Raw genomic sequence first — 22,117 nt, 5'->3', positions numbered from 1 at the left:
GCCCGTCCCGACCAGCTTCTCGCTGGATCGGATTCCATTCGATGTATTAGCGTTCTGTAAACTGGTTAAGGAAAAGTTGAACGGGGCCTGACTAAGTCAGACCTTACACAACTGTTCTTGAAAAGTACATCACTGCTGACACCTTCTAAATGGTGTCTCCACTTGTTCCGTCTCTTCGCGGTATCCGGTTCTCAAGGTACCCGCCGCGGGTCTTCCGAGCTCGTTCGCTCTCGGCCACCCGCGCGGCGAAGAGATATATTGCCAGAGTCCCGCCGCCTCGCAAAGGGTTATTTGCGTATCCATATTTTGCACATATTTAGCTCTCGGCTGTTCATTTCCTTATCTAGATATATGCATTGATCCTTGATGCGAAACAGCCCGTCAACGTGGTGTTTTATCCAAAGTCTCCGCGCGCTATGGCGCACCCGGCTCCCAACAATTCATCGCGCATCTCAATCGTCTGGGCTTCCGCATACACGCGGACCACGGGTTCTGTCCCCGACGGCCTCAACAATAACCATGATTCATCGGCAAATTCGAAGCGCAGGCCATCCATATGACTCACCGACGAGGGCACGCGCCCCGCGATAACCGGTGGATTCAATCCCGGCAAGATCGTCCTGAGCATTTCGATGATCTCCTGGTCGAGGCGCACGTCGCGGCGGGCATAATAATAGTGACCGCACGCTCCCTCGAGCTCTTCGACCAACTCACCCAGAGGCATTCCCATAGTAGCCATGGCCTCGCATAGCATCAGGTTGGTGAGAAGGCCGTCGCGCTCGGGCATATGGCTCGCAAAGCCGATGCCCCCGGCCGCTCCCCCACCTAGCAGTACGTCACCCTTGAGCATCTCGCCATAGATATATTTGAATCCCACGGGCTTGATGTTCAACTTGCATCCCAGCATCCTCGCAGTTTTGCGCGTGACAACCGACGAAGACTGGTTCAACACCACTCGTCCGGTCATCCCTCGATTGACGCATAGATGGGCCAGCACCAGAGCAAGCACCTTTTGTGCGCTCACAAAGTGTCCGCGCTCGTCTACGGCGCCTACCCGATCGCCATCCCCGTCGTTTACCAGGCCCGCATGTGCTCCCTGTGCCAGAACCTCGCACTCGCAATCGTCGACCCAGGGCTCCACCGGCTCAGGATGTGTTTCGTCCGTCTCCGCATCGGTGACCCCATGAATTTCAACGACGTCGACTCCCATTGCACGCAACAGATCCGCGAAATAGCGGCTTGCGGACCCATACAGCGGGTCATACACAACCTTTAGATGGGCCGCCGCAATCGCTTCGGTGTCGACCAGCGTATAGAGATGATCGAAATACCTGGTCAGAAAATCGCACGTTTCAATTGCGCCGCGTTCGGGAGTTGGGTCGGAGGGAATGGCCCGCTCGAGCTCCTCATAAATTTCGTCCGAGCCTATACCGCCATCCGCCTGGCGGAGCTTGATGCCCTGATAATCGTTGGGGCTATGCGACCCGGTCACCATGAGGCCGCCTACGGCCCGCACATCCTGCGCGACAGTCCATGACAATGCGGGTGTTGGGACATATCGATCGGACACTTTGACGTGCAAGCCATGCGAGGCAAGGACCTTGCCCGCCAACCGCGCGAAATGATCGGCACCTGGGCGCATGTCGTATCCGACATACACCAAGGCGCCGGGTGCGCGACGCGCCCACATCTCACCCGCGGCATCGGCCACACGGATCACGTTGTCGTCGTTAAAATCGCCATCAAGCCGGGCTCGCCAGCCGTCAGCGCCAAAATGAAGTATCGCGCCCATGCGCGCATGCACCCCTTGCGGTGGTCTGTGGTTGACGTCTCTGCATAGCTCGGTATACCCGAACCGCGACGGGCCAACCAGCGTCACGCCTTTCTAAGCAAACTGTAAGATTCTCCCGCTCACCTGAGGTTGCGCATAACGACAGGTGCCCACTCGGCAAGCGCCTCTCGAGATGATATCAACCAAACGCAAAACCCCTGCAAGGAGGCCATAACCGGCGTACTTGCAGGGGGTCCTCATGCGTGGGGAGCGTTAGACATCAGTCAACGAGTTTGATTCCGTCGCGCTCCATGTGGGCGATCCAGCAATCCATGGTGTCCTCGGACAGGGCGTGCTCCATCTTGCACGCCTCCTCATCTGCGCGATCGAATTCAACACCCAGCTCATCAGTCAGGAAAGCACGCAGCATACGGTGGCGACGCCACACGGCGGCTCCAATGGACCTTCCCTCCTCGGTTAGGCGAACCTTTCCGTAATGCGCCTGCTCGACCATGCCCTGTGATTTGAGCGATGCGATCGCCTTGTTGACCGAAGCTTTGGAGACATCTAGACGCTGCGCGATTTCGACCGAACGGATGCCATCGGTACCCTGGTCGGGCCCCTCCGCCTCGATGCGCACGATGCACTCGAGGTAATCCTCATTTGCCATGGTGAGATGTGGTTTGGCGCCCTGATCAGCTGCTTCCACGTTTGTTCCCTTCACTTCGGTTCTCTGCGCTGCATTCTACCCCAAAGACGCCGAGCGCCCCGAAGCCCGAACGGACAAACGGGGAGCTCGGCGTACTTCTGCGCAATTGCAACAGATTTCGTGATAGTTTATGCGGCGAACTTGGCCACCAGATGGGTCAGGACATCGACCATGGTTTCGAGCGACTTCACCGGAATGAACTCGTTCACTCCGTGGCAGCAATAGGCTCCCGTAGAGAGGTTCGGGCAGGGCAACCCGCGGAAGGACAGCTGAGCGCCGTCGGTGCCACCGCGGATGGGGATGACGTTGGGCTCGACGCCGGTCTCGGCGAACGCCTCCTTGGCGAGGGTGATGAGCTCAGGATACTGCGCCACCTTCTCGGCCATGTTGCGGTACTGCTGCTTGATCTCGACGGTCACGCGCTCGCAGCCCTGCTCCTCATTCATGAACGACACGGCGGACAGCAGGTGATCGATCTTGGCCTGGAACTTGCCGGCGTCGTGATCGCGGATGATGTAGCGGCTCGTCGCATGCTCAACCGTGCCGCTGATGCCCTCGAGATAATAGAAACCCTCGTACCCGCTGGTGTACTCCGGGCGCTGCACGGCGGGAAGCAAGCTGTGGAAGCGATGCGCGAGCTCGGCGGCGTTGACCATGCGGCCCTTGGCATCGCCGGGATGGATGGAGAAGCCCTGGAAACGCACGACGGCCTCGGCAGCGTTGAAGCACTCCCACTCGAGCTCGCCGATCGGGCCGCCGTCAACCGTGTAGGCGTACGCGCAGCCGTAGGCATCCAGATCGAGCAGCTCGGCGCCATGGCCAATCTCCTCGTCGGGGCAGAAGCAGATGCCCAGCTCGGGATGGGGCAGGGCGGGGTTTTCCGCAATGAGGGCGACGAGCGCCATGATCTCGGCGATACCGGCCTTGTCGTCTGCGCCCAACAGCGTGGTGCCGTCGGTGCATACGAGCTCCTCGCCCACCAGGTCGTTCAGGGCGGGCAGCAACGCGGGGCTGATGGAGATCGCCTTGCCATCGACCATGGCGCACACCAGGTCACCGCCCTCGTAAGTCATAACATGAGGCTTCACGCCAAAACCGGGGGCCTGCTCGGTGGTATCGAGATGCGAGATCAGCCCAAGGCGCGGACGGCCCTCGGCACCCTCACTTGCGGGGATCCAAGCCGTGACATAGGCGTTCCCGGTCACCGTGACATCACGGGCACCGAGATCGCGCAGCTCATCGGCGAGCATGTTGGCAAGGTCGAACTGAATGGCGGTCGAGGGAACCTGATCGCAGTGCTCATCGGCAGACTGCGTGTCCACCTGGACATATCTCAAGAAGCGGTTGAGGACATCGGACATGGATGTTCCTTTCTAGTTGGGCGGCGCCCCACGTGAGGAGGCCGATACGCGAAACACCCCCAGCGTATGCCAGGGGTGCTTGCAAGTCAAAGACACGTATATGTATTTGCGAGCCCGTAACGAAAGCTAATCGCGCTCTCCTACTCGGCTGCCGACCCGTCCTCGGTGTCACCGGATGCGAACGCGGAACCCGAGATGTCGCTCAGCGTGGAGCCGTTGCCCGTCTCGCTGCCCATGGTCTGGGGGCCATCGGGGTTCTCTCCGGCATCCACTTTGGCCATCATCTCGGCGAGCTTATCCTCGTACACGAACACGTAGCTCACGCCGTTCACATACGTCGTGCCATCGGCGTAGGACGGGATGTTGGCGACGTACATGTCGTTGCCCACGTCCATACCACGCATCGCGTTGGCGACCGCCAGGATGTCCTGCGGGCTCAAGGTGGTGATCACCACGTTGGAAAGGGACTCGATCGTGCCCATGATGCTGGCGGGGTCAAGGTCGTTCAAGATCTTGGAGGCAAGGGCGCCGAGCACCTGGCGCTGATGGCGCATGCGGGTATAGTCGCCGTCGGCGTAGGTGTAGCGGCAACGGGCGTAGGCAAGGGCGGTCCTGCCGTCCATATGCTGCCAGCCCTTCTCGACTTTGACGTCGAGGTGCGCCGGATCGTCGACCTCCTCGGTGGCTTCCAAGTCAATGCCGCCGACGGCGTCGATGAGCTGCTCCATGCCGGGGAAGTTGACCTCGGCATAGTGCGACACCTTTTGCTCGCCGTCGAAGCACAGGTCGTTCACGGCCTTGATCACGCCCTCGGGGCCATCGATGGAATGGGTTGCGTTGATCTTCATGGTCTCACCCTTGTAGACCACACGGGTGTCACGCGGGATCGAGATGAGCGCGGCCTTTTTCTCGACGGGGTCGACTCGCGCCAGGATGATCGAGTCGGAGCGATACACGTCCTCGCCCGGACGGCCGTCCGTGCCGAGCAGGAGCATGTAAAACGGCTCGCGCGCGACATCGGAGTCGTTCAGGATCTGCAGGACGTTGGCACCGATGAAGCCGTTGCCGCTCAGGTTGCCCGCAATGCGGAAGAACCAAGCTCCAACGCCCACAACGCCCACGAGCAGCACCGCGAGCACCGCGCCGAGAATACCGCGCTTGATCATGCGGCTCTTACGGCGCTGGCGGGCGCGCTCGGAATAACGGCTCACGTTCTCGCGGCTGTAAATCCTACTGCTGGCACCCGTGGAGGGCTGGCGGCCCTGCTGGACCGGGATCTTTCTGTGGCTCATAGAGTACCTACGCTAGTCGTCGATGGGATCGGGTACGCTCAGACGCTCGACATGAGCACCAAGCGAGCAGAGCTTCTCAACGAAGCGCTCATACCCGCGGTCGATGTGATGGATGGCGGACACCTCGGTGTAGCCCTCGGCGATAAGGCCGGCGACCACGAGGGCCGCACCGCCGCGCAGATCGGGCGAGGTGACCTGGGCTCCGGAGAACCCGTCCACGCCGTGCACCATTGCATGATGGCTCTCCACGCGGATGTCCGCGCCCATGCGAACGAGCTCGGAGGCGAACATGAAGCGGTTCTCGAAGATGTTCTCCGTAATGATGGAATTGCCGTCGGCAAGGGCGGATAGGACCATGATCTGGGCCTGCATATCCGTGGGGAAGCCGGGGAACGGCAAGGTCTGGATGTCAACCGGTTCAATGCGATCGGCGCGATAGGCTCGGACGCCGTTCTCGATGCGATCGATGCGCACGCCCATGAGCTCGAGCTTCTTGATGACCATGCCGAGGTTGATCGGGTTGAAGCCCGTGACCTCGACGCCCGACTCATCGGCCATGAGGGCGGCAGCGGTAATGAAGGTGCCTGCCTCGATACGGTCGCCCACCACGCGGTGGGTCACGGGATGCAGCTCCTCCACGCCCTCGATCTGAACGACGGGAGTGCCGGCGCCGGTGATCTTGGCGCCCATCTCGTTGAGCATGTTGGCGAGGTCCACGATCTCGGGCTCGCGCGCCGCGTTGTCGATAACGGTGGTGCCCTTGGCCTTGACCGCAGCCATGATGAGGTTCTCCGTGGCACCGACGCTGGCGAATTCGAGCGTCACCGCCGTACCGGTAAGACCCTCGGGTGCGTCGGCATGAATGTAGCCGTGATCGGTGTCGAACTGAACGCCCAAGGCGCCAAGGCCCAGGATGTGCATGTCGATCTTGCGTGCACCGAGATTACAGCCACCGGGCATCGCGATCTTGGCACAGCCAAAGCGCCCAAGCAACGGACCCATGACGGCGGTCGATGCGCGCATCTTGGCCACCAGGTCATACGGCGCCTCCCAGGAGGACACGGCAGAGGTATCGATTCGCAGCGTGTGCTCATCGAGCACGTCGATAGTGGCACCCATGCGCTTGAGCACCTTGCCCATCACATGGACGTCCGAGATATTGGGCACGTTCTCGAGTGTGGTGGCACCCGGCGCGAGCAACGTTGCGGCCATGAGCTTGAGCGCGGAGTTCTTCGCACCCGAGACGGCGACCGTGCCGCTGATGAGATGACCACCTTCAACGCGGATGATATCCAAGCGTTTCCCTTTCAAAAAAACATGCCCGGGGCCGTTCCCCGGGCATGATGTCAATCGCTGTGCGCGCGAACGGTTTGTTCGCCTGCGCCTACTGAGCAAGCAGCAGCTTGCACCATGCGATTTCATTATAGAGGTAGGCGCGACGAGCGTCGCCCTCCGCCATATTCCCCAGCTGGTCTTCAAAACCTGCAAGCCTGGCGTTCACCTCGTCGACATCGACCTTCTCGGTGTCGATGGCGCGCTCGGCGAGCACGATGACCTCGTCGTTCGCAACCTGGACATATCCGTCCGTCACCGCAAAGACATGGTCGACGACGCCCATCTTGGTTTCGGAGACGCGGATATGGCCACCGTCGATCGTGCAAATCTCGCTCGCATGATGCGGGAGAATACCGAACTCTCCGACGGTGGAGGGCACCGCCACGTACGCGACGGCCCCCTCATACACGCACTCCTCGGGGCAAACGATTCGCAGCTGCATGGGCTTTGCCATGGTTCCTACGCCCCCATCTTAGCGGCGCGCTCACGCACGTCGTCAATGGTGCCGGCATAACGGAATGCCTGCTCGGGCAGGTTGTCGCACTCACCGTCGACGATGGCCGCAAAGGAGCGGACCGTATCGGCGACGCGGATGTAGACACCGGGGTTGCCGGTGAACTGCTCAGCGACATGGAAGGACTGGGAAAGGAACTGCTGCAGCTTACGAGCACGGTTGACCGTAAGGCGCTGCTCCTCGGACAGCTCGTCCATACCGAGAATGGCGATGATGTCCTGCAGGTCGGAGTACTCCTGGAGAAGCTCCTGGACCTTGACGGCGACGCGGTAGTGCTCCTCGCCCACGATCGCGGGGTCGAGCGCGTCAGAGGAGCTCGCCAGCGGGTCGATGGCCGGGTAGAGACCGAGCTCGGCGATGGAACGCGAGAGAACGGTCGTGGCGTCGAGGTGGGTAAAGGTCGTGGCAGGAGCCGGGTCGGTCAGGTCGTCGGCGGGGACGTAGACGGCCTGGACCGAGGTGATGGAACCGGTCTTGGTCGAAGTGATGCGCTCCTGCAGGTCGCCCATCTCGGTAGCCAGCGTGGGCTGGTAGCCAACGGCGGACGGCATACGGCCGAGCAGGGCCGAAACCTCGGAACCCGCCTGAGAGAAGCGGAAGATGTTGTCGATGAACAGCAGGACGTCCTGGCCGCGATCGCGGAAGTACTCCGCCTCGGTCAGGCCGGCCAGGCCGATGCGCAGACGCGCTCCCGGGGGCTCGTTCATCTGACCGTAGACCAGGCAGGTCTTGTCGATAACGCCGGACTCGCTCATCTCCAGGTACAGGTCGGTGCCCTCACGGGTGCGCTCGCCGACGCCGGTGAACACCGAAGTGCCGCCGTGCTCCTGGGCGAGGTTGTTGATGAGCTCCTGAATCAGAACGGTCTTGCCAACACCGGCGCCGCCGAACAGACCCGTCTTACCGCCACGGATGTAGGGCTCGAGCAGGTCGACGGCCTTAATGCCGGTCTCGAAGATCTCGGTCTTGGTGGTGAGCTGGTCAAAGCTCGGGGCGGGATGGTGAATCGGGTACCAGGCATCCACCTCGGGCATATCCTTGCCATCGACAGGCTGGCCCATCACGTTCCAGATACGGCCGAGGGTGCCCTTGCCAACGGGCATCTTCATCGGGGCGCCGGTGTCGACGACCTCGAGGCCGCGCTGAAGGCCGTCGGTGGAGGTCATGGCGACGCAGCGAACCACGTCACCGGGCAGCTGGCTCTCAACCTCGAGAATCGTGTCGATGTGACCCACGGGGGTATCGACGTCGACGGTCAGGGCGTTGTAGATGTTCGGCACACCGCCCTTGAATTTGACATCCACGACGGCGCCGATGATACGGACGATATGTCCGACACCGGCAGTCTTCGCGGAGTCCATATCAATGAAATCTGCCATTAATGTTCCTCCAATGCAGCGGCCCCGCCCACGATCTCATTGATCTCGGTGGTGATGGAGGCCTGGCGTACACGGTTATAAGTGCGCGTGAGGTCGGCGATGATCGCGCTTGCGTTCTCGGTGGCCGAGTGCATCGACTTGCGTCGGGCACCCTGCTCGGCCGCTGCGGAGTCGATCATGGCCTGGTGGACGACGGTCAGCACGTAGCTCGGGATCAGCTTGTCGAGCACGTGCTCCGCGGAGGGGACGAACTCGAACGGCGAGGCGAGACGCGTGGGCGCCTCATCCTCGTTCGCACGAGGACCGCGAGCGGTGCGCAGCACCTCATCGTCCAACGGCAGGATGCGCTCGGAGCGCAGCACCTGCTCCACGCGGTTCTTCGCATGGAAGTAGACGATGTCCACGCGACCGAAGCGACCCTGAGAGAAGCCGTCGATCACGTAGTTGGCCACGACGCGGGCATTCTCAAGCGTGGGGTCGTCGGACTCGCCGACGATGCCCATCACCTTGCAGGGGTACTTGCGGAAGTACTCCGTCACCTTACGGCCGCAGGTAATGAGCTCGACCTCCTTCGCACCGTGACGGTGGAAGTGCTTGATGCGCTGCTCAGCGGCGCGCTCGACCTGCATGTTGAAACCGCCGGCAAGACCACGGTCGGAGCTGATCGCAATGACCAGCGCGCGCTCGTAGGTCTCGGGGTCCACGAGGAGCGGCGAGTTGACGTTGAGCGCAGGATCGGTCGCCACGGTGAGCATGACGTCGGTAATCGCGGCGGAGTACGGCTCGCTGTTCTTGGCGCGCTGCAGGGCACGCGCGATCTTCGCCGTGGCGACCATTTCCATGGTGCGCGTGATCTGCTGGGTCGTGGAGACCGAACCGATGCGCTTTTTTATTTCGCGGAGGTTGGCCATAGGGCTTACTACTCTCCAGCTTCGTCGGCGCCCGACTTGACGGGCGCCTTCCCGGAGTCGCGAGACGCCAGGAACTGATCCTTGTAATCGCTGATCGCCTGCTCGAGCTCCTTGCCGATGCGATCGTCGATCTTGGCGGAGCGGAACTCCTCCAGGAGCTTGCGATAGGCACCGTTCAGGAACTCCACCAGACCGTCGCGGAAGGGCACGACGTCCTCGAGAGCCATGTCATCGAGGTAGCCCTTGTTGCCCGCGTACAGCACGGCGACCTGATCGACGACGTCCAGTGCCTTGAAGCGACCCTGCTTGAGGAGCTCGGTCATGCGAGCACCGTGGGTGAGCTGCTTCTGCGTGGTGGCGTCGAGGTCGGAGCCGAACTGGGTGAAGCCGGCGAGCTCGCGGTAGGACGCAAGGTCCAGACGCAGGTTGCCCGCCTGCTGCTTCATGGCCTTGGTCTGCGCGGAACCACCGACGCGCGACACGGAGATGCCGACGTCGACAGCGGGGCGCTGACCCTGGTGGAACAGCTCGGACTGCAGGTAGATCTGACCATCGGTAATCGAAATCACGTTGGTCGGGATGTAGGCGGAAACGTCGCCATCCTGCGTCTCGATGATCGGCAGGGCGGTCAGGGAGCCGCCGCCGTTCTTCTCGGAGAGCTTGCAAGCGCGCTCCAGGAGGCGAGAGTGCAGGTAGAAGATGTCGCCGGGGTAGGCCTCGCGTCCGGGCGGACGACGCAGCGTCAGCGACATCTGACGATAGGCGACGGCCTGCTTGGACAGGTCATCGTAGATGACGAGCACGTGACCGCCGGGGTTGGTGGCGCTGGCGGGCTGGCCATCCTCGCCGTTGTACATGAAGTACTCGCCGATGGCGGCACCCGCCATGGGGGCGATGTACTGCAGCGGTGCGGAGTCTGCCGCGGTAGCGCTCACGATGACGGTGTAGTCGAGAGCACCGTGCTGGGCAAGCGTCTCGCGAATATTCGCGACCGTGGAGGCCTTCTGGCCGATGGCCACGTACACGCAGATCATGCCCTTGCCACGCTGGTTGATAATGGCATCGATGGCGATGGCGGTCTTGCCGGTCTTTCGGTCACCGATGATGAGCTCGCGCTGGCCGCGGCCGATCGGGATCATCGCGTCGACGGCGAGCAGACCCGTCTGCACGGGCTCGCACACCGGGGTGCGCTCGATGACGCCAGGGGCCTTGAACTCGATGGGGCGACGATGCGTCTCGCCGACGCTGCCCTTGCCATCGATGGGCTGACCAAGCGGGTTGACGACACGACCGAGCATGCCGCGACCCACGGGGATGTCCATAACACGACCGGTGGTGCGGCAGGCGTCGCCCTCCTTGATGGAGTCGACATCGCCGAACAGAACGGCGCCGACCTCTTCGCGGTCGAGGTTCTGAGCCAGGCCGTACACGGTCTTGCCCGTGATGGAGCTAGTGAACTCAAGGAGCTCACCGGCCATCGCGCTTTTGAGACCGAAGATGTGAGCGATACCATCGCCCACCTCGGCTACGTGGGATACTTCTTGGGTATCGACGGTAGCCGACAGATCATACAGGCGCTGCCGTAGGATCTGCTCGATGTTCTCGGCATTGATTGCCTCGGACATGTGGCTATACCTCCGAATTCATTCCGGGTTGAGTCATGACCTTATAGGCCTGCTCAAGTTGGTGACGCACGGATGCGTCGCGGCGGTGTCCGTTGACGGACAAGATGATGCCGCCGGTAATTGACGGATCGACATGCTCGATCAGGAACACGTTGCGACCCAAATCAAGTTCGCACTTCTGGGTGACCAGCATGCGCAGCTCGTTGTCGAGCGGGACCGCCGTGGTGACGGTAACGCCGACCGTGGCCTCGTCACCCTCGGCCATCTCGCTATAGAGGTCGAGAACGGCTCCGAGCTTATCGAGGTCGCCGTTGGCGGCCATCTGCGAAAGGACGGAGAGGACCTCCGGGCTCGCATTCGCGTCGGCCTTGAGGGGCTCGATGTTCTCGAGAACGCGGTTCTCGGTCTTGGCCGCCTCAAGCAGGGTGCGCGCGTAGGTTTCCAGCTTGCGCTTCTCGAAGCGATCGCTGATGGACGGATTAGGCATTGAGCTTACCCACTTCCGCAAGATACTTCTTGATGAGCTCGCGCTGCTTGGCCTCGTCGTTGGCGAGGGTATCGCCCACGATGGAGGTGGCCACGGCGACGGACATCTTAGCGATGGTGTCGGTGGCACTCATGTACGCGCGCTTCTTCTCGTCCTCGGCGCGGTCCTGCGCCTTGGCGATGATGTCCTCAGCCTCGGCGTGAGCGGCTGCGACGATACGCGAACGCTCCTTTTCGGCGTCGCCGCGAGCCTCGAGAACGATCTCGGAAGCCTTGCGACGGGCCTCGGCGACGATGGCATCGGCCTGCTCGCGAATCTCGGCCGCCTCGGCCTTGGTGGCGTCGGCCTGCTCGAGGCTGTCCTCGATCTTGTGCTCACGGGCATCCAGAACGGAAATGACCTTAGGCCAGACAAACTTGGACAGCAGGAACCAGATGATCAGGAAGATGACGAGTGCAGGAATGAACTCGGCCATCTTGGGGATCAGGATATCCGCGCCACCCGATTCGGTTCCCTCAGCAAAAGCCAGGGCGGGGGTAAACAGCACCGAGGCAGCGGCCCCAAGTGCGATACCTGCGCTTTTAACGTTTTTCATGACTCCCCCTCGGGATTCACGCCCGGTACTCTTGCGAAGACCGAACTTATTTGACAACCAGTGCGACGACGAAGCCGATCAGGGCCAGAGCCTCGGAGAAGGCGGCAGCCATGATGAAGACGGTGAAGACGCGGTCCTGAACCTCGGGCTGACGGGCCATGGCGCTCGCGACGCCGTATGCTGCCAGACCGATAGCGACGCCCGCGCCGATAACACCAAGACCGTAACCGATAACTCCCACAATTCCTCCTTGAGTTCATGCGCCGCCTACCGGCGCATCTTGAACACGATACCTATATCAAATGCCCCGTATGGGATATGGGCATTTGGTACCCAATATTAGTGGCCCTCAGCCTCGGCGCCCTGAATGTACACGGCGGTGAGGACGGTGAAGACGTACGCCTGGATGACACCGACGAAGATCTCGATCGCATAGATCACGAACAGGATCGCGCCGAACACCAGGGACGGGATGGCCCCCAGGACGTTCGCGGCGGTGAGCTGCGAAATGAGCGGCTCGGCGAACAGGGAGACCATGAGGGCGAACGACCCGAGCACGATATGACCGGCGAACATGTTGCAGAACAGACGCACGGCGAGCGTGATGGGGCGAAGCAGCGTGGAGATGAGCTCGATCACCCAGATGAGGATGTTGAGCGGGAACATGACGCCCTTGGGCGCAAGGCTCTTGATGTAGCCCCAGACGCCATGGTTCTTCATGCCCACGCGGACGAAGTAGATGAACACCACGAGCGCCAGGGCGGCGGTGGTGGAGATGGTACCCGTGCCGGGCTTCATGCCGGGGATGATGCCGATGATGTTGTTCACCACGATGAACATAAACAGAGTGCCCAGGAACGGCAGGTGACGACGCCAGGAGTCCTTGCCCAGAATGCCCACGCCCACGTCGTTCTCGAGGTACTCGATCACATACTCGACGGCATTGGCGAAACGGCCGCGAGGCACCACGGCGACGCGCTTTGCGAACGCGAACATGATGATGAGCAGCACGATCGAGGAAACGATCAGCCAGAACGTGTACTGCGTCAGGCCTGAAACCAAGTCGCCGACCACCGGTATCGAGCTGAAGCTCGACACAAGGTGGTTAATCTCGGCCGGCAGCTTATCGAATGCTTCCAACGCTAACCCTCCTAGAGTCTACGACTCATCGTTATGACGGCGAGAACCGCCCACATGACCAGGAACCCTCCGAGGAACCCGATCGCGAACACCACCAAATCCGCTGGCGCCACAGCCCACATCAGGGCGAATGCCGCCATCAGAAAGACAAACGATATCGCAAGCGCCGCCATTCCCTTGCCGACCGTCGGTCGCATGCGCTTCTTCCGCGCAAGCAAGACCACCGTCAACATTGGCATGAAGCCGGCAACGCCGATTCCCATCCCCGCCACGAGGACGCCGATGTCACTGGAATCGACCATCGATCGCCTTTCCACTGCACAATCATGACCGTCGCGGCCATCTCATCCCATGTCCGAAACACGGGGCAAAATTGCCCTTAACCGCACGATTACCAGTGACTGGCAGTATATCGCTCGGCGTTTCACGCGCAAGGAAATTTTGACAACTGGACTATGATTATGAACATCTGTTCACAAAGAGACATCCGTGAAATATGTTTCAACACATATACGCGCAGATGTCTCTTTTCCTTCACGAATTAACGGCAATATTTTATCGCCTCAACGGCAAGTTCTTGCCGTTTTGCGCCACCAATCGACACGGCGTGCGCCACGGGTGCGCGCCGCTTGAGAGAAACGCTATAGAGTGCCAAAAATCCGGTCGCCAGCATCGCCCAGTCCAGGGACAATATATGCAGCATCGTTCAGCTTCTCATCAATGGAGCAGGTATACAAGCGGACATCGGGGTCGTGTCCGAGAACGGTCGCGATTCCCTCGGGAGCAGCAACCAGGACAAGCAGGCGGATGTCCTTCACGCCCTGCGCGCGCAGGTAATCGATGGCGGCGGTTGCCGAGCCACCGGTGGCGAGCATGGGATCGACAACCAGGCAGATGCGCTGGTCGGCGTCGGAAGGCAGCTTCGCATAATACTCGTGCGGCTCGTGCGTGACCTCGTCGCGGTACATACCCACATGGCCGACGCGCGCTGCCGGGATGAGCTCGAGCAGGCCGTCGACCATACCGAGGCCCGCGCGCAGAATGGGCACGATAGCGACCTTGCGGCCGGCGATGCGCTTGCCGGTGGTCTCGCAGATGGGAGTAGTCACGGGCGCGTCCTCGAGCGGGAAATCGCGGGTCGCCTCATAACCCTCGAACAGGGCCAGCTCCTTGACGAGCTCTCGGAACTGCTTGGAGCCGGTGTTCTCATCACGCATGATGGTCAGCTTGTGCTGGACGAGCGGATGGTCGACGAGGGTCACCCGGCTGCGATCGAAATCGACGGACATACTGTACTCCTTAAATTAGACGAAGAGTTAGTCGAGGGCCATGATCTTGGCGACGCGCGCCTCGTGGCGGCCACCCTCAAATTCGGTGGTAAGGAAGGTCTTGACGATTTCCTTGTTGACCTCGAGGTCGACGAAACGGCCGGACAGGCACACCACGTTGCCGTTGTTGTGCTGGCGGAAGAGCTCCGCAAACGGAACGGACGTAATGGAGGAGGCGCGCACGCCAGCGACCTTGTCGGCAGCGACCGCCATACCGATACCCGTGCCGCACACGAGAACACCGCGATCGGCCTCGCCGGCAGAGACGGCCTTAGCCACGGGAGCGGCATAGTCGGGGTAATCGACAGAAGCGTCGGTGTCGGGGCCCATGTCGGTGACATCGAAGCCCAGTTCATCGGCGATATAGGCCGCCAGAGCCTGCTTCTGCTCAAATCCACCGTGGTCGGAGGCGATGGCGATGCGCATGTGCACGTCCTTTCTCTTATACATATGATCAGCCCGCTTGGTCGCGCGAACCTACTCCACTCTAGCAGGTTGGGACGGCGCTCGCGCCGTCGCGAGGGACGTTTACGAAACCGGCCCTGCATCCGGGCAACAGGGATGCAGGGCCGGTTCAACACAGAGAGGTCGGCCTGATGGCCGCTGGGGATGCACCCTAGCGCGAGCGCGCGCGATCGACGGCGCTGTGCCAGCCGGAAAGGTTGCGAGCCACCTCGCCTTCGGCCATCTGGGGCTCGAAGCGTCGGCCGGGCACGCGGTTCTGCTCGAGCTCTTCGAGGTCCTCCCAGTACCCGACCGCAAGCCCGGCGAGATAGGCCGCACCGAGAGCCGTGGTCTCCACGTTTTCCGTCTGCTCAACGGGAATGCGCAGCAAGTCGGCCTGAAACTGCATGATAAAGTCGTTGCGCGAGGCGCCGCCGTCAACCGAAAGAATCTCCAGTTGGACACCGGCATCGAGCTGCATGGCGTGCAGAACGTCAAAACTCTGATACGCCATGGACTCGCAGGCAGCACGTACAATCGTCGCACGGTCTGCCGCGCCGGTGAGCCCGCAGATGAGACCGCGCGCGTCGGGGTCCCACCATGGGGCGCCCAAGCCGCTGAAAGCCGGCACGAGATAGCACCCGCCGTTGTCTTCCAGGCTCTTACATAGATCGGCTGCCTCCTTGGTGCTGGAAAGCAGGCCGAGCTTGTCGCGAAGCCACTGAATGGTGGCCCCGGCGTGGAAAATCGAACCCTCGAGCGCGTAGGAAATCTTGCCATCCAAGGCGATGCCGATGGTGGAAACGAGACCCCTCTCGGACTTAACACAGGTGTCGCCGGTGTTCATGAGCATGAAACAGCCCGTGCCGTAGGTGTTCTTCGTGCATCCGGGCCTGAAGCAGCAGTGACCGAACAGTGAGGCCTGCTGGTCGCCCGCAACGCCGGTGATCGAGGGGCCGTACGTCATAATCTCGTTGGAAACGCTGCCGTAATCGTCGGAACTCCACTTGACCTCCGGCAGCATCGAACGCGGAACGTCGAGCAGCTCGAGCAACTCGTCGTCCCACTCGAGCGTGTGGATGTTGAACAGCATCGTGCGACTCGCGTTGGTGTAGTCGGTGGCGTGCACCATGCCGCCCGTCAGGTTGTAGATGAGCCAAGTGTCGATGGTTCCGAACATGAGCTCGCCGGCATCGGCCGCCGCGCGGGCGCCGTCCACGTTGTCGAGGATCCATTTGATCTTGGTTCCCGAGAAATACGGGTCGGGCATGAGGCCGGTCTTGTCGCGGATGATGTCGGACATGCCGTTCGCAATGAGAGCATCCGTGATCTCGGACGTGCGGCGGCACTGCCACACAATGGCGTTGTGCACGGGCAAACCGGAATCGCGGTCCCACACCACGGTGGTCTCGCGCTGGTTGGTGATGCCGATGGCGGCGATGCGGTCGGAATGGATGCCGCTCTTGAATTGAACCTCCATCATGACCGCGATTTGGGAGGCCAGGATCTCCATGGGATCCTGCTCGACCCAGCCCGGACGCGGATAGAAGGTTTTAATACGGCGTGAGGCCTGCGCGACGATGCAATCGTATTCATCGACGATGACGGCTCGGACCGAAGTGGTGCCCGAGTCGAGCGCCATGACATACCGCCCACCCGTGGGGTTGTATGCCACATCCACTTTGCTGAGATCTTTGAGAGTAACCGCCATCGGGGACCTTTCCTTACGTATGCCCCCGCCGTCGATACGGTCGGAGGCGCACAGAGCCGCCCTAGCATTGTTTCACGCGCAAGCCCGTCCCGCGCCGACGGACAGTTACCTACCCGCCAGACGGGATAACTGGTCGGTGTATGAACAGTTTTCTCGGGCAAAAGGCATGTGTCCCCTAAGCGACTATGAGCGCCTTCTGATTCGCGGCGGATCCGTCAGCGGCGATGCGTTTCCGCACCGATACACGCGCTATTCCAGTACGGCCCTGATCTCCCGCACCGCCAATGCCCCTTCGCGCAGGATCTGAAGCTCCCCGTCTCGCACGGCCACAATGGTCGAGGCATCTCGGCACGGGGTCTCCCCCGCGTCGACGGCAACGTCGACACCAGCCAGAATGCGCGGTTCAACCTCATCAAATGAGATCGGCGCCGGCTTGCCATGCGTGTTCGCCGAGGTCACCGCCAGCGGCGATCCGCAACGCGCGATAAGCTCCTGGACAACCGGTGACGCAGAGGCACGCAGGGCGACCGTCCCATCCGCAGCCCGCATGAACGACGGCACGTCGTCCGCTGCCGGGACCACGAGCGTGAGGGCACCCGGCCAGAGCTTTTCCGCCAAAGCACATATCGAATGAGGCACATCCTTGCCGTAGCGCTCGAGGGCCGCCGGACCGTCGACCAGCCACGGCACCGTCTGGGTGAGCTCACGCTGTTTGAGGGTGAATATGCGCCCATAGCCCGTATCGGGCCCGGGGGTCTCCAGATTCGCCGCGAAAGCGGATATGGCCACCCCCACCCCGTAGACCGTCTCGGTCGGAACGAGCGCAAGGCCTCCCGCCGTCAGGCAGTCGGCGGCAGGTCCGAGATTGTCGTGGGCCTTAATCACATTCGCCATAACGAGCTTCTCCCCTATCTCACAAATACGTAAGCGGCCAGGCGCTCCAGTGCCTCGCGTAGGCGCGCAGTCGGCAACGCTAGGTTGATGCGAATCGTCTTGTCTCCGCCAAACGGGCGCCCGTCTTGCCACAGCACACCGACCTCGACGCCGGAGCGCAGCAACTCGTCGATATCCATGCCATGAGCGGCGCACCAACCGTCGCAATCCAAGAAGAGCATGTACGTCCCCTGCGGTCGCGCAAAATCGACACCAGCAATCTCCTCAAAGAACTCCGAGGCAATCCGTGCGTTGCGACCAAGAACTTCTCGCAACTCGTCGACCCAGGCAGCGCCCTCGTCGCTGTATGCACCCAAAAGCGCATGCATGGAGAGCACGTTTTGCATGTTGTAATGCGACAAACTCGCCTGCTTGGCCAAGCGAGCCTGAAGCCACGGATTGTAGACAACGCGATAGCTACCGATGAGTCCCGCGATGTTGAACGTCTTGCTCGGGGCGTACAGCGCGACGGTCCGCATCCGCGCGTCGTCGCTCACGCTCTGCGTGGGGATGTGGACACTGCCTCCCAAAACGATATCCGACCATATCTCATCTGAAATAACGTAGACATCGTACTTTCGGAACAGGCCCATCGCCCGCTCGAGCTCCCAGCGTTCCCACACGCGCCCTGTCGGGTTATGAGGCGAGCACAGAATGGCCGCGTGGACCTCCCTCGTTGCGAGCTTGCGCTCCATGTCCTCGTAATCCATGCGCCACACGCCCTCGGCGTCGCGCTGTAGCCAACTCGTCACCAGGTCATACCCCGCATTTTTAAGCGTGTTGGTGAATCCGGTATACGTCGGGGCATGAACAAGCACCTTGTCCCCACGCGAGCACACCACGGCAAGGGCATTGGCAACACCGCCGAGCACCCCATTTTCATAGCCGATATTCTCGGGCTTCAACCCCACGACCCCGTTGCGACGCTCATGCCACCAGGCGATGCGATCGTAATACTCCTGCGGATACTCGAAATATCCGAAGCACGGATGCTCGAGCCGCTCTCGCATGGCGCGCAGCACCGAAGGAGCGGTGGCGAATCCCATATCGGCCACCCACATGGGGATGACGTCAAACCCTTCGCGCACAACGGCGTCGACAGGGCCCAAAGAGCCGCCGGAAATCGCTCCGGCTGCATCCGCGGCAATCGAATCGTGTCCCATGCGATCGATAACGTCCGTGAAATTGAACATTCAGCCTTGCCCCCAGAGTTCCACTCAGGCCGTTACGGCCATTTCGCCATATGGCACGATCTTATCTAGCTCCGGGCCCAATTCCCGTCGCGCCACATCGGTGTCGTAGGCAACCTGAGCGCGCATCCAGTAGCCATCGGTCAATCCAAAATAGCGGCAGAGCCTCAGGTCGGTATCGGCCGTTATCCTGCGTCGTCCAAGCACAATTTGACCTATACGCTGTGCGGGAATACCCGTTTCTTTCGCCAGCCGGTACTGCGAAAGCCCCAGTGGCTCAAGAAACTCCTCCTTCAGCAACTCACCTGGAGTAACCGGACGCATCTCCCCAGCCATTGCCCCTCCATATCAGTGGTAATCGACGATCTCCACATCCTGAGGCCCCATCGGAGTCCATGAAAAGCAAATTCTAAACTGTTCGTTAATCCGAATACTATATTGCCCTTCACGGTCCCCACTTAAGGCCTCAAGATGATTGCCAGGAGGAATACGCAGGTCATTGAGGTTTCCAGCGATTTCCAATTGGCGCAACTTACGGAGCGCCTGCCTCTCAAACGCGCGGTATCGGGGAATCCGCATACCGCGCGAGAGCCTCTCGACGTCTTTATCTCTGTAAGGTACAATCATAGTAACGCCATTCGTTATTAACGTCAAACGATACTAATTGCGCCATGTCGCTCCGCGCCTATCCCACCAAAGCAAGGACGATGCGCGGGCGACCGGTGAAATCATCGACGATGCGGACATCATGCATGCCGGCAGAGCGACACAGATCGGCAGCTGCGTCCAGGTGACCCTCGTAAAGTTCGCACGCGAGCAGGCCACCCGGGCGAAGCATATGCGGGGCGGCGTTGACGAGCCTGCGGAAGATATCGAGACCGTCTGCGCCTCCATCCAGCGCCAACGCCGGCTCAAAGTCGGCAACCTCGTGCGGCAGCGACTCCATGACGGCGGAAGGAATATAGGGAGGATTGGAGACCAACACGTCAAACGTTCCCCACTCGGTCTCACGATTGAGTGGTGACACGAGATTGCCCAAACGCACATCAACGTCGGCGGGCGAAATGCCCAGCGCATCGCGGTTGCGGATGCTCAGATCGACTGCACGGGGCTCAATGTCGATTGCGACGCACTGAGCACGCCCCGAGCGCTCAGACGCAATGGAAAGCGAGATGCAACCCGTACCGCACCCAACCTCGAGAACGCGCGCGCATCGAATCTGACCCGACTCCCCATCCTGAGCAGGAGCACCCTCGGAGAACTCGCCCCCTTCGACAGGTGCGGCACCCAATACGCCCGCATCCCCTTCGGCGCCATCGGCCGTCTCAATGGTCCCCTCGCCGTCCTCAAGCGTGTCAAAATCATCGTCACGCAGTTCGCGCTCGACGACGGGCGCCTCATCCTTTTCCTTTGCCGCGGCGATCTCGGCCTGCAGGGCAGCCTCGACCTCGGCGTTCCAGGGCAGCTCCACACGCCCGCGCTCGACTGCGGGAGCGGCTCCGATGACCTCTCGATCGAGATAGGCCAAGACCTCTTCAACCAACAGCTCGGTCTCGGGCCGTGGGATGAGCACGCCGGGCTCGCACATCACATCGATCGTGCGGAAGCTCGTCTCACCGATGATGTACTGCAGCGGCTCGCCCTTCGCGCGGCGCACAACGGCCGTGTGCATTGCGGCAAGCTCCTCGCTCGACATCGGTTTGTCAAAGTTCACGTATATCTCAGTGCGCGAGAGCCCGGTCACACCCGACAGCAGCCATTCGGCGGACAGACGCGGACGCTCGTCGCCCCGGTCCTTTAGGTAGTCGCGCGTCCAATCCAGGCATCGCCTGATGGTCCACGTCTCGTTCGCCATAGCGGCCTCCGTCCCTCGTATTGCATAGCCGCGATTCTACGGCACGGCCGACATGCACCCCGTCGAGAACACCGAATTACAGCATTTCCCGTCCAAAAACAGTCCGTCTGACCAAAACCTGACTGCTTGAAAAACGGGCCGCCGCCCCGAAGGACGACGGCCCGAACAGGCACGTTTGCAGCTGGGGCATCCCATGTTGCAGCTGGGGCATCATACCGCGCGGCTCTTGCCCAACAGCCGAGAACCCGCTTACACGGCCTCTGCGAGCTTGGCGGCGCGGTCGGCGGCCGCCAGGGCGTCGATGACGTCGGACAGCTGATCGCCCAGCAGCACGCCGTTGTAGGTGGAGTTGAAGCCGATGCGGTGGTCGGTCACACGATCCTGCGGCAGGTTGTAGGTGCGGATCTTCTCGGAACGGTTGCCGTGGCCGATCTGGGCAGAGCGCTCGGCACCGAGCTCGGCCTGCTGCTTCTCGAGCTCCATCTCGTACAGGCGGGCGCGCAGCATCTGCATGCAGACCTCGCGGTTCTGGATCTGGGAACGCTGCTCCTGAGACTGAACCACGGTGTTCGTGGGCAGGTGGGTGATGCGCACGGCGGAGTAGGTGGTGTTGACACACTGACCGCCGGGGCCGGAGGCGCAGTAGGTGTCGACGCGCAGGTCGGCCTGGTTGATCTGGATATCGATCTCATCGGCCTCGGGCAGCACGGCCACCGTCGCGGTGGACGTCTGGATGCGACCCTGGGACTCGGTCTTGGGGACGCGCTGCACGCGGTGCACGCCGGACTCGTACTTCATGACGGAGTAGACCTTGTCGCCCTCGACCTTGAACTCGATGGACTTGAAACCGCCGGCCTCGGAGGGGCTGGAGTCGAGCACCGTCATCTTCCACTTCTTGGACTCGATGAAGCGCTGGTACATCTTGAAGAGGTCGCCCGCGAAGATGGCCGCCTCGTCGCCGCCCGCCGCGGAACGGATCTCGACGATGGTGTCCTTCTCGTCCATCGGGTCGCCCGGGATGAGCATGATCTTGATGTCTTCCTCGAGCTGGGGCAGCTTTGCCTCGTTCTCGGAGATCTCCATCTGGAGCATCTCCTTCTCGTCGGCGTCGACGGCGTCGTGCAGCATCTCCTTGGCGACATCGATGTCGTCGAGGGCGCCCAGATACTCGCGAGCGGCCTTCACCAGGTCGGTCTGGTGGGCATACTCCTTGTTGAGGCGGGTGAATTCCTTGATATCGCTGGCGACGGCGGGGTCGGAGAGCTTCTTCTCGAGCTCCTCGAAAGCGATGATGATCTTCTCAAGCTTGTCGCGCATGGTTGCTCCTTATGCGTTGGCTGTTGGCGAAATGTGAAAGAGGGCCTGCCGGCGAAGCGGCGGCCATGGCGTCAAACGTAGCTAGAGCTTATCGAGCGCGATGTGCATGGTTCCTCCCGTAGTTTCCAGATAGGCATCATACCCCGCAATGCCCCACCACGCCAACGTACCTGCAAAACTCCCATAGGCTCGGCAGATGACCGGGCGCGACGGCCGCCCC

The 22,117-nt window shown here is 61.4% G+C and carries 23 protein-coding genes; all 23 read right to left on the bottom strand.

The annotated features are described in order from the left end of the window. Positions 1 to 394 precede the first annotated feature (394 nt). Positions 395 to 1,804, bottom strand: a complete 1,410-nt coding sequence (locus tag COLINT_RS06255; RefSeq protein ID WP_233418355.1) for a phosphohexomutase domain-containing protein — start codon at positions 1,802 to 1,804, stop codon at positions 395 to 397. A gap of 247 nt (positions 1,805 to 2,051) precedes the next feature. After that, positions 2,052 to 2,441, bottom strand: a complete 390-nt coding sequence (locus tag COLINT_RS06250; RefSeq protein WP_006723605.1) for a metal-dependent transcriptional regulator — start codon at positions 2,439 to 2,441, stop codon at positions 2,052 to 2,054. A gap of 167 nt (positions 2,442 to 2,608) precedes the next feature. After that, positions 2,609 to 3,841 (bottom strand): peptidase T, encoded by a 1,233-nt coding sequence (gene pepT / locus COLINT_RS06245; protein WP_006723603.1) that lies wholly within the window; start codon positions 3,839 to 3,841, stop codon positions 2,609 to 2,611. Positions 3,842 to 3,981: 140 nt separating this feature from the next. Continuing rightward, positions 3,982 to 5,133: an LCP family protein gene (locus COLINT_RS06240; RefSeq protein ID WP_006723602.1), complete on the bottom strand. Its 1,152-nt coding sequence runs from the start codon at positions 5,131 to 5,133 to the stop codon at positions 3,982 to 3,984. A 12-nt stretch (positions 5,134 to 5,145) separates the two neighbouring features. Then, positions 5,146 to 6,429: a UDP-N-acetylglucosamine 1-carboxyvinyltransferase gene (murA, locus tag COLINT_RS06235; RefSeq protein WP_006723601.1), complete on the bottom strand. Its 1,284-nt coding sequence runs from the start codon at positions 6,427 to 6,429 to the stop codon at positions 5,146 to 5,148. A gap of 88 nt (positions 6,430 to 6,517) precedes the next feature. Beyond that, complete coding sequence (gene atpC, locus COLINT_RS06230) at positions 6,518 to 6,922, bottom strand: ATP synthase F1 subunit epsilon (RefSeq protein ID WP_006723600.1); 405 nt, start codon at positions 6,920 to 6,922, stop codon at positions 6,518 to 6,520. Between the two features lie 5 nt (positions 6,923 to 6,927). Then, positions 6,928 to 8,361: a F0F1 ATP synthase subunit beta gene (gene atpD / locus COLINT_RS06225; RefSeq protein ID WP_006723599.1), complete on the bottom strand. Its 1,434-nt coding sequence runs from the start codon at positions 8,359 to 8,361 to the stop codon at positions 6,928 to 6,930. Then, the gene (atpG, locus tag COLINT_RS06220) at positions 8,361 to 9,272 is read right to left on the bottom strand and encodes an ATP synthase F1 subunit gamma (protein WP_006723598.1); all 912 of its coding nucleotides are present in this window, start codon (positions 9,270 to 9,272) and stop codon (positions 8,361 to 8,363) included. The genes atpD and atpG overlap by 1 nt, the downstream gene beginning before the upstream one ends. An 8-nt stretch (positions 9,273 to 9,280) precedes the next feature. Next, positions 9,281 to 10,897, bottom strand: a complete 1,617-nt coding sequence (gene atpA, locus COLINT_RS06215) for a F0F1 ATP synthase subunit alpha (protein WP_006723597.1) — start codon at positions 10,895 to 10,897, stop codon at positions 9,281 to 9,283. Between the two features lie 4 nt (positions 10,898 to 10,901). Then, entirely contained in the window at positions 10,902 to 11,384 is a 483-nt protein-coding gene (locus COLINT_RS06210) for a F0F1 ATP synthase subunit delta (RefSeq protein ID WP_006723596.1), read from the bottom strand. Then, positions 11,377 to 11,979: a F0F1 ATP synthase subunit B gene (gene atpF, locus COLINT_RS06205; RefSeq protein ID WP_006723595.1), complete on the bottom strand. Its 603-nt coding sequence runs from the start codon at positions 11,977 to 11,979 to the stop codon at positions 11,377 to 11,379. The genes COLINT_RS06210 and atpF overlap by 8 nt, the downstream gene beginning before the upstream one ends. Before the next feature lie 46 nt (positions 11,980 to 12,025). After that, positions 12,026 to 12,220, bottom strand: coding sequence for an ATP synthase F0 subunit C (locus COLINT_RS06200; RefSeq protein ID WP_006723594.1), 195 nt, complete (start codon positions 12,218 to 12,220; stop codon positions 12,026 to 12,028). Between the two features lie 98 nt (positions 12,221 to 12,318). Then, positions 12,319 to 13,119 carry a F0F1 ATP synthase subunit A gene (atpB, locus tag COLINT_RS06195; protein ID WP_006723593.1) on the bottom strand — a complete coding sequence of 267 codons (801 nt, stop codon included), beginning with the start codon at positions 13,117 to 13,119 and terminating at the stop codon, positions 12,319 to 12,321. Between the two features lie 11 nt (positions 13,120 to 13,130). Then, complete coding sequence (locus COLINT_RS06190; protein ID WP_006723592.1) at positions 13,131 to 13,421, bottom strand: hypothetical protein; 291 nt, start codon at positions 13,419 to 13,421, stop codon at positions 13,131 to 13,133. Between the two features lie 339 nt (positions 13,422 to 13,760). Continuing rightward, positions 13,761 to 14,408 carry a uracil phosphoribosyltransferase gene (gene upp, locus COLINT_RS06185; RefSeq protein ID WP_006723591.1) on the bottom strand — a complete coding sequence of 216 codons (648 nt, stop codon included), beginning with the start codon at positions 14,406 to 14,408 and terminating at the stop codon, positions 13,761 to 13,763. A gap of 27 nt (positions 14,409 to 14,435) precedes the next feature. Continuing rightward, a complete protein-coding gene (rpiB, locus tag COLINT_RS06180; protein WP_039910416.1) occupies positions 14,436 to 14,873 on the bottom strand; it encodes a ribose 5-phosphate isomerase B in 438 nt (145 codons plus the stop codon). A gap of 190 nt (positions 14,874 to 15,063) precedes the next feature. Next, entirely contained in the window at positions 15,064 to 16,602 is a 1,539-nt protein-coding gene (glpK, locus tag COLINT_RS06175) for a glycerol kinase GlpK (protein WP_006723588.1), read from the bottom strand. Between the two features lie 249 nt (positions 16,603 to 16,851). Next, positions 16,852 to 17,496 (bottom strand): L-threonylcarbamoyladenylate synthase, encoded by a 645-nt coding sequence (locus COLINT_RS06170; protein WP_006723587.1) that lies wholly within the window; start codon positions 17,494 to 17,496, stop codon positions 16,852 to 16,854. A 14-nt stretch (positions 17,497 to 17,510) separates the two neighbouring features. Further along, the gene (locus tag COLINT_RS06165) at positions 17,511 to 18,728 is read right to left on the bottom strand and encodes a MalY/PatB family protein (RefSeq protein ID WP_006723586.1); all 1,218 of its coding nucleotides are present in this window, start codon (positions 18,726 to 18,728) and stop codon (positions 17,511 to 17,513) included. A 24-nt stretch (positions 18,729 to 18,752) separates the two neighbouring features. Then, positions 18,753 to 19,061, bottom strand: coding sequence for a HigA family addiction module antitoxin (locus COLINT_RS06160; RefSeq protein ID WP_006723585.1), 309 nt, complete (start codon positions 19,059 to 19,061; stop codon positions 18,753 to 18,755). Between the two features lie 12 nt (positions 19,062 to 19,073). Beyond that, the gene (locus COLINT_RS06155) at positions 19,074 to 19,304 is read right to left on the bottom strand and encodes a type II toxin-antitoxin system RelE/ParE family toxin (protein WP_233418382.1); all 231 of its coding nucleotides are present in this window, start codon (positions 19,302 to 19,304) and stop codon (positions 19,074 to 19,076) included. A gap of 106 nt (positions 19,305 to 19,410) precedes the next feature. Continuing rightward, complete coding sequence (locus COLINT_RS06150) at positions 19,411 to 20,580, bottom strand: N5-glutamine methyltransferase family protein (protein ID WP_006723583.1); 1,170 nt, start codon at positions 20,578 to 20,580, stop codon at positions 19,411 to 19,413. A 249-nt stretch (positions 20,581 to 20,829) separates the two neighbouring features. Next, positions 20,830 to 21,897: a peptide chain release factor 1 gene (gene prfA / locus COLINT_RS06145; RefSeq protein ID WP_006723582.1), complete on the bottom strand. Its 1,068-nt coding sequence runs from the start codon at positions 21,895 to 21,897 to the stop codon at positions 20,830 to 20,832. Between the last annotated feature and the right edge of the window lie 220 nt (positions 21,898 to 22,117).

Source organism: Collinsella intestinalis DSM 13280, from assembly GCF_000156175.1.
Taxonomy (GTDB): domain Bacteria; phylum Actinomycetota; class Coriobacteriia; order Coriobacteriales; family Coriobacteriaceae; genus Collinsella; species Collinsella intestinalis.
Note: the sequence above shows the minus strand (reverse complement) of the source record. Positions and strands in the feature narration are given on the sequence as shown.

What these genes read in the sequence shown, in the direction of transcription:
- atpG (WP_006723598.1), bottom strand. Translation starts at nt 9,272, where the DNA reads ATGGCCAACCTCCGCGAAATAAAAAAGCGCATCGGTTCGGTCTCCACG.
- COLINT_RS06190 (WP_006723592.1), bottom strand. Translation starts at nt 13,421, where the DNA reads ATGGTCGATTCCAGTGACATCGGCGTCCTCGTGGCGGGGATGGGAATC.
- prfA (WP_006723582.1), bottom strand. Translation starts at nt 21,897, where the DNA reads ATGCGCGACAAGCTTGAGAAGATCATCATCGCTTTCGAGGAGCTCGAG.
- atpA (WP_006723597.1), bottom strand. Translation starts at nt 10,897, where the DNA reads ATGTCCGAGGCAATCAATGCCGAGAACATCGAGCAGATCCTACGGCAG.
- glpK (WP_006723588.1), bottom strand. Translation starts at nt 16,602, where the DNA reads ATGGCGGTTACTCTCAAAGATCTCAGCAAAGTGGATGTGGCATACAAC.
- COLINT_RS06155 (WP_233418382.1), bottom strand. Translation starts at nt 19,304, where the DNA reads ATGCGGATTCCCCGATACCGCGCGTTTGAGAGGCAGGCGCTCCGTAAG.
- rpiB (WP_039910416.1), bottom strand. Translation starts at nt 14,873, where the DNA reads ATGCGCATCGCCATCGCCTCCGACCACGGTGGATTTGAGCAGAAGCAG.
- COLINT_RS06210 (WP_006723596.1), bottom strand. Translation starts at nt 11,384, where the DNA reads ATGCCTAATCCGTCCATCAGCGATCGCTTCGAGAAGCGCAAGCTGGAA.
- atpF (WP_006723595.1), bottom strand. Translation starts at nt 11,979, where the DNA reads ATGAAAAACGTTAAAAGCGCAGGTATCGCACTTGGGGCCGCTGCCTCG.
- COLINT_RS06240 (WP_006723602.1), bottom strand. Translation starts at nt 5,133, where the DNA reads ATGAGCCACAGAAAGATCCCGGTCCAGCAGGGCCGCCAGCCCTCCACG.
- upp (WP_006723591.1), bottom strand. Translation starts at nt 14,408, where the DNA reads ATGTCCGTCGATTTCGATCGCAGCCGGGTGACCCTCGTCGACCATCCG.
- atpD (WP_006723599.1), bottom strand. Translation starts at nt 8,361, where the DNA reads ATGGCAGATTTCATTGATATGGACTCCGCGAAGACTGCCGGTGTCGGA.
- COLINT_RS06250 (WP_006723605.1), bottom strand. Translation starts at nt 2,441, where the DNA reads ATGGCAAATGAGGATTACCTCGAGTGCATCGTGCGCATCGAGGCGGAG.
- COLINT_RS06160 (WP_006723585.1), bottom strand. Translation starts at nt 19,061, where the DNA reads ATGGCTGGGGAGATGCGTCCGGTTACTCCAGGTGAGTTGCTGAAGGAG.
- COLINT_RS06165 (WP_006723586.1), bottom strand. Translation starts at nt 18,728, where the DNA reads ATGTTCAATTTCACGGACGTTATCGATCGCATGGGACACGATTCGATT.
- COLINT_RS06170 (WP_006723587.1), bottom strand. Translation starts at nt 17,496, where the DNA reads ATGGCGAATGTGATTAAGGCCCACGACAATCTCGGACCTGCCGCCGAC.
- pepT (WP_006723603.1), bottom strand. Translation starts at nt 3,841, where the DNA reads ATGTCCGATGTCCTCAACCGCTTCTTGAGATATGTCCAGGTGGACACG.
- atpC (WP_006723600.1), bottom strand. Translation starts at nt 6,922, where the DNA reads ATGGCAAAGCCCATGCAGCTGCGAATCGTTTGCCCCGAGGAGTGCGTG.
- COLINT_RS06150 (WP_006723583.1), bottom strand. Translation starts at nt 20,580, where the DNA reads ATGGCGAACGAGACGTGGACCATCAGGCGATGCCTGGATTGGACGCGC.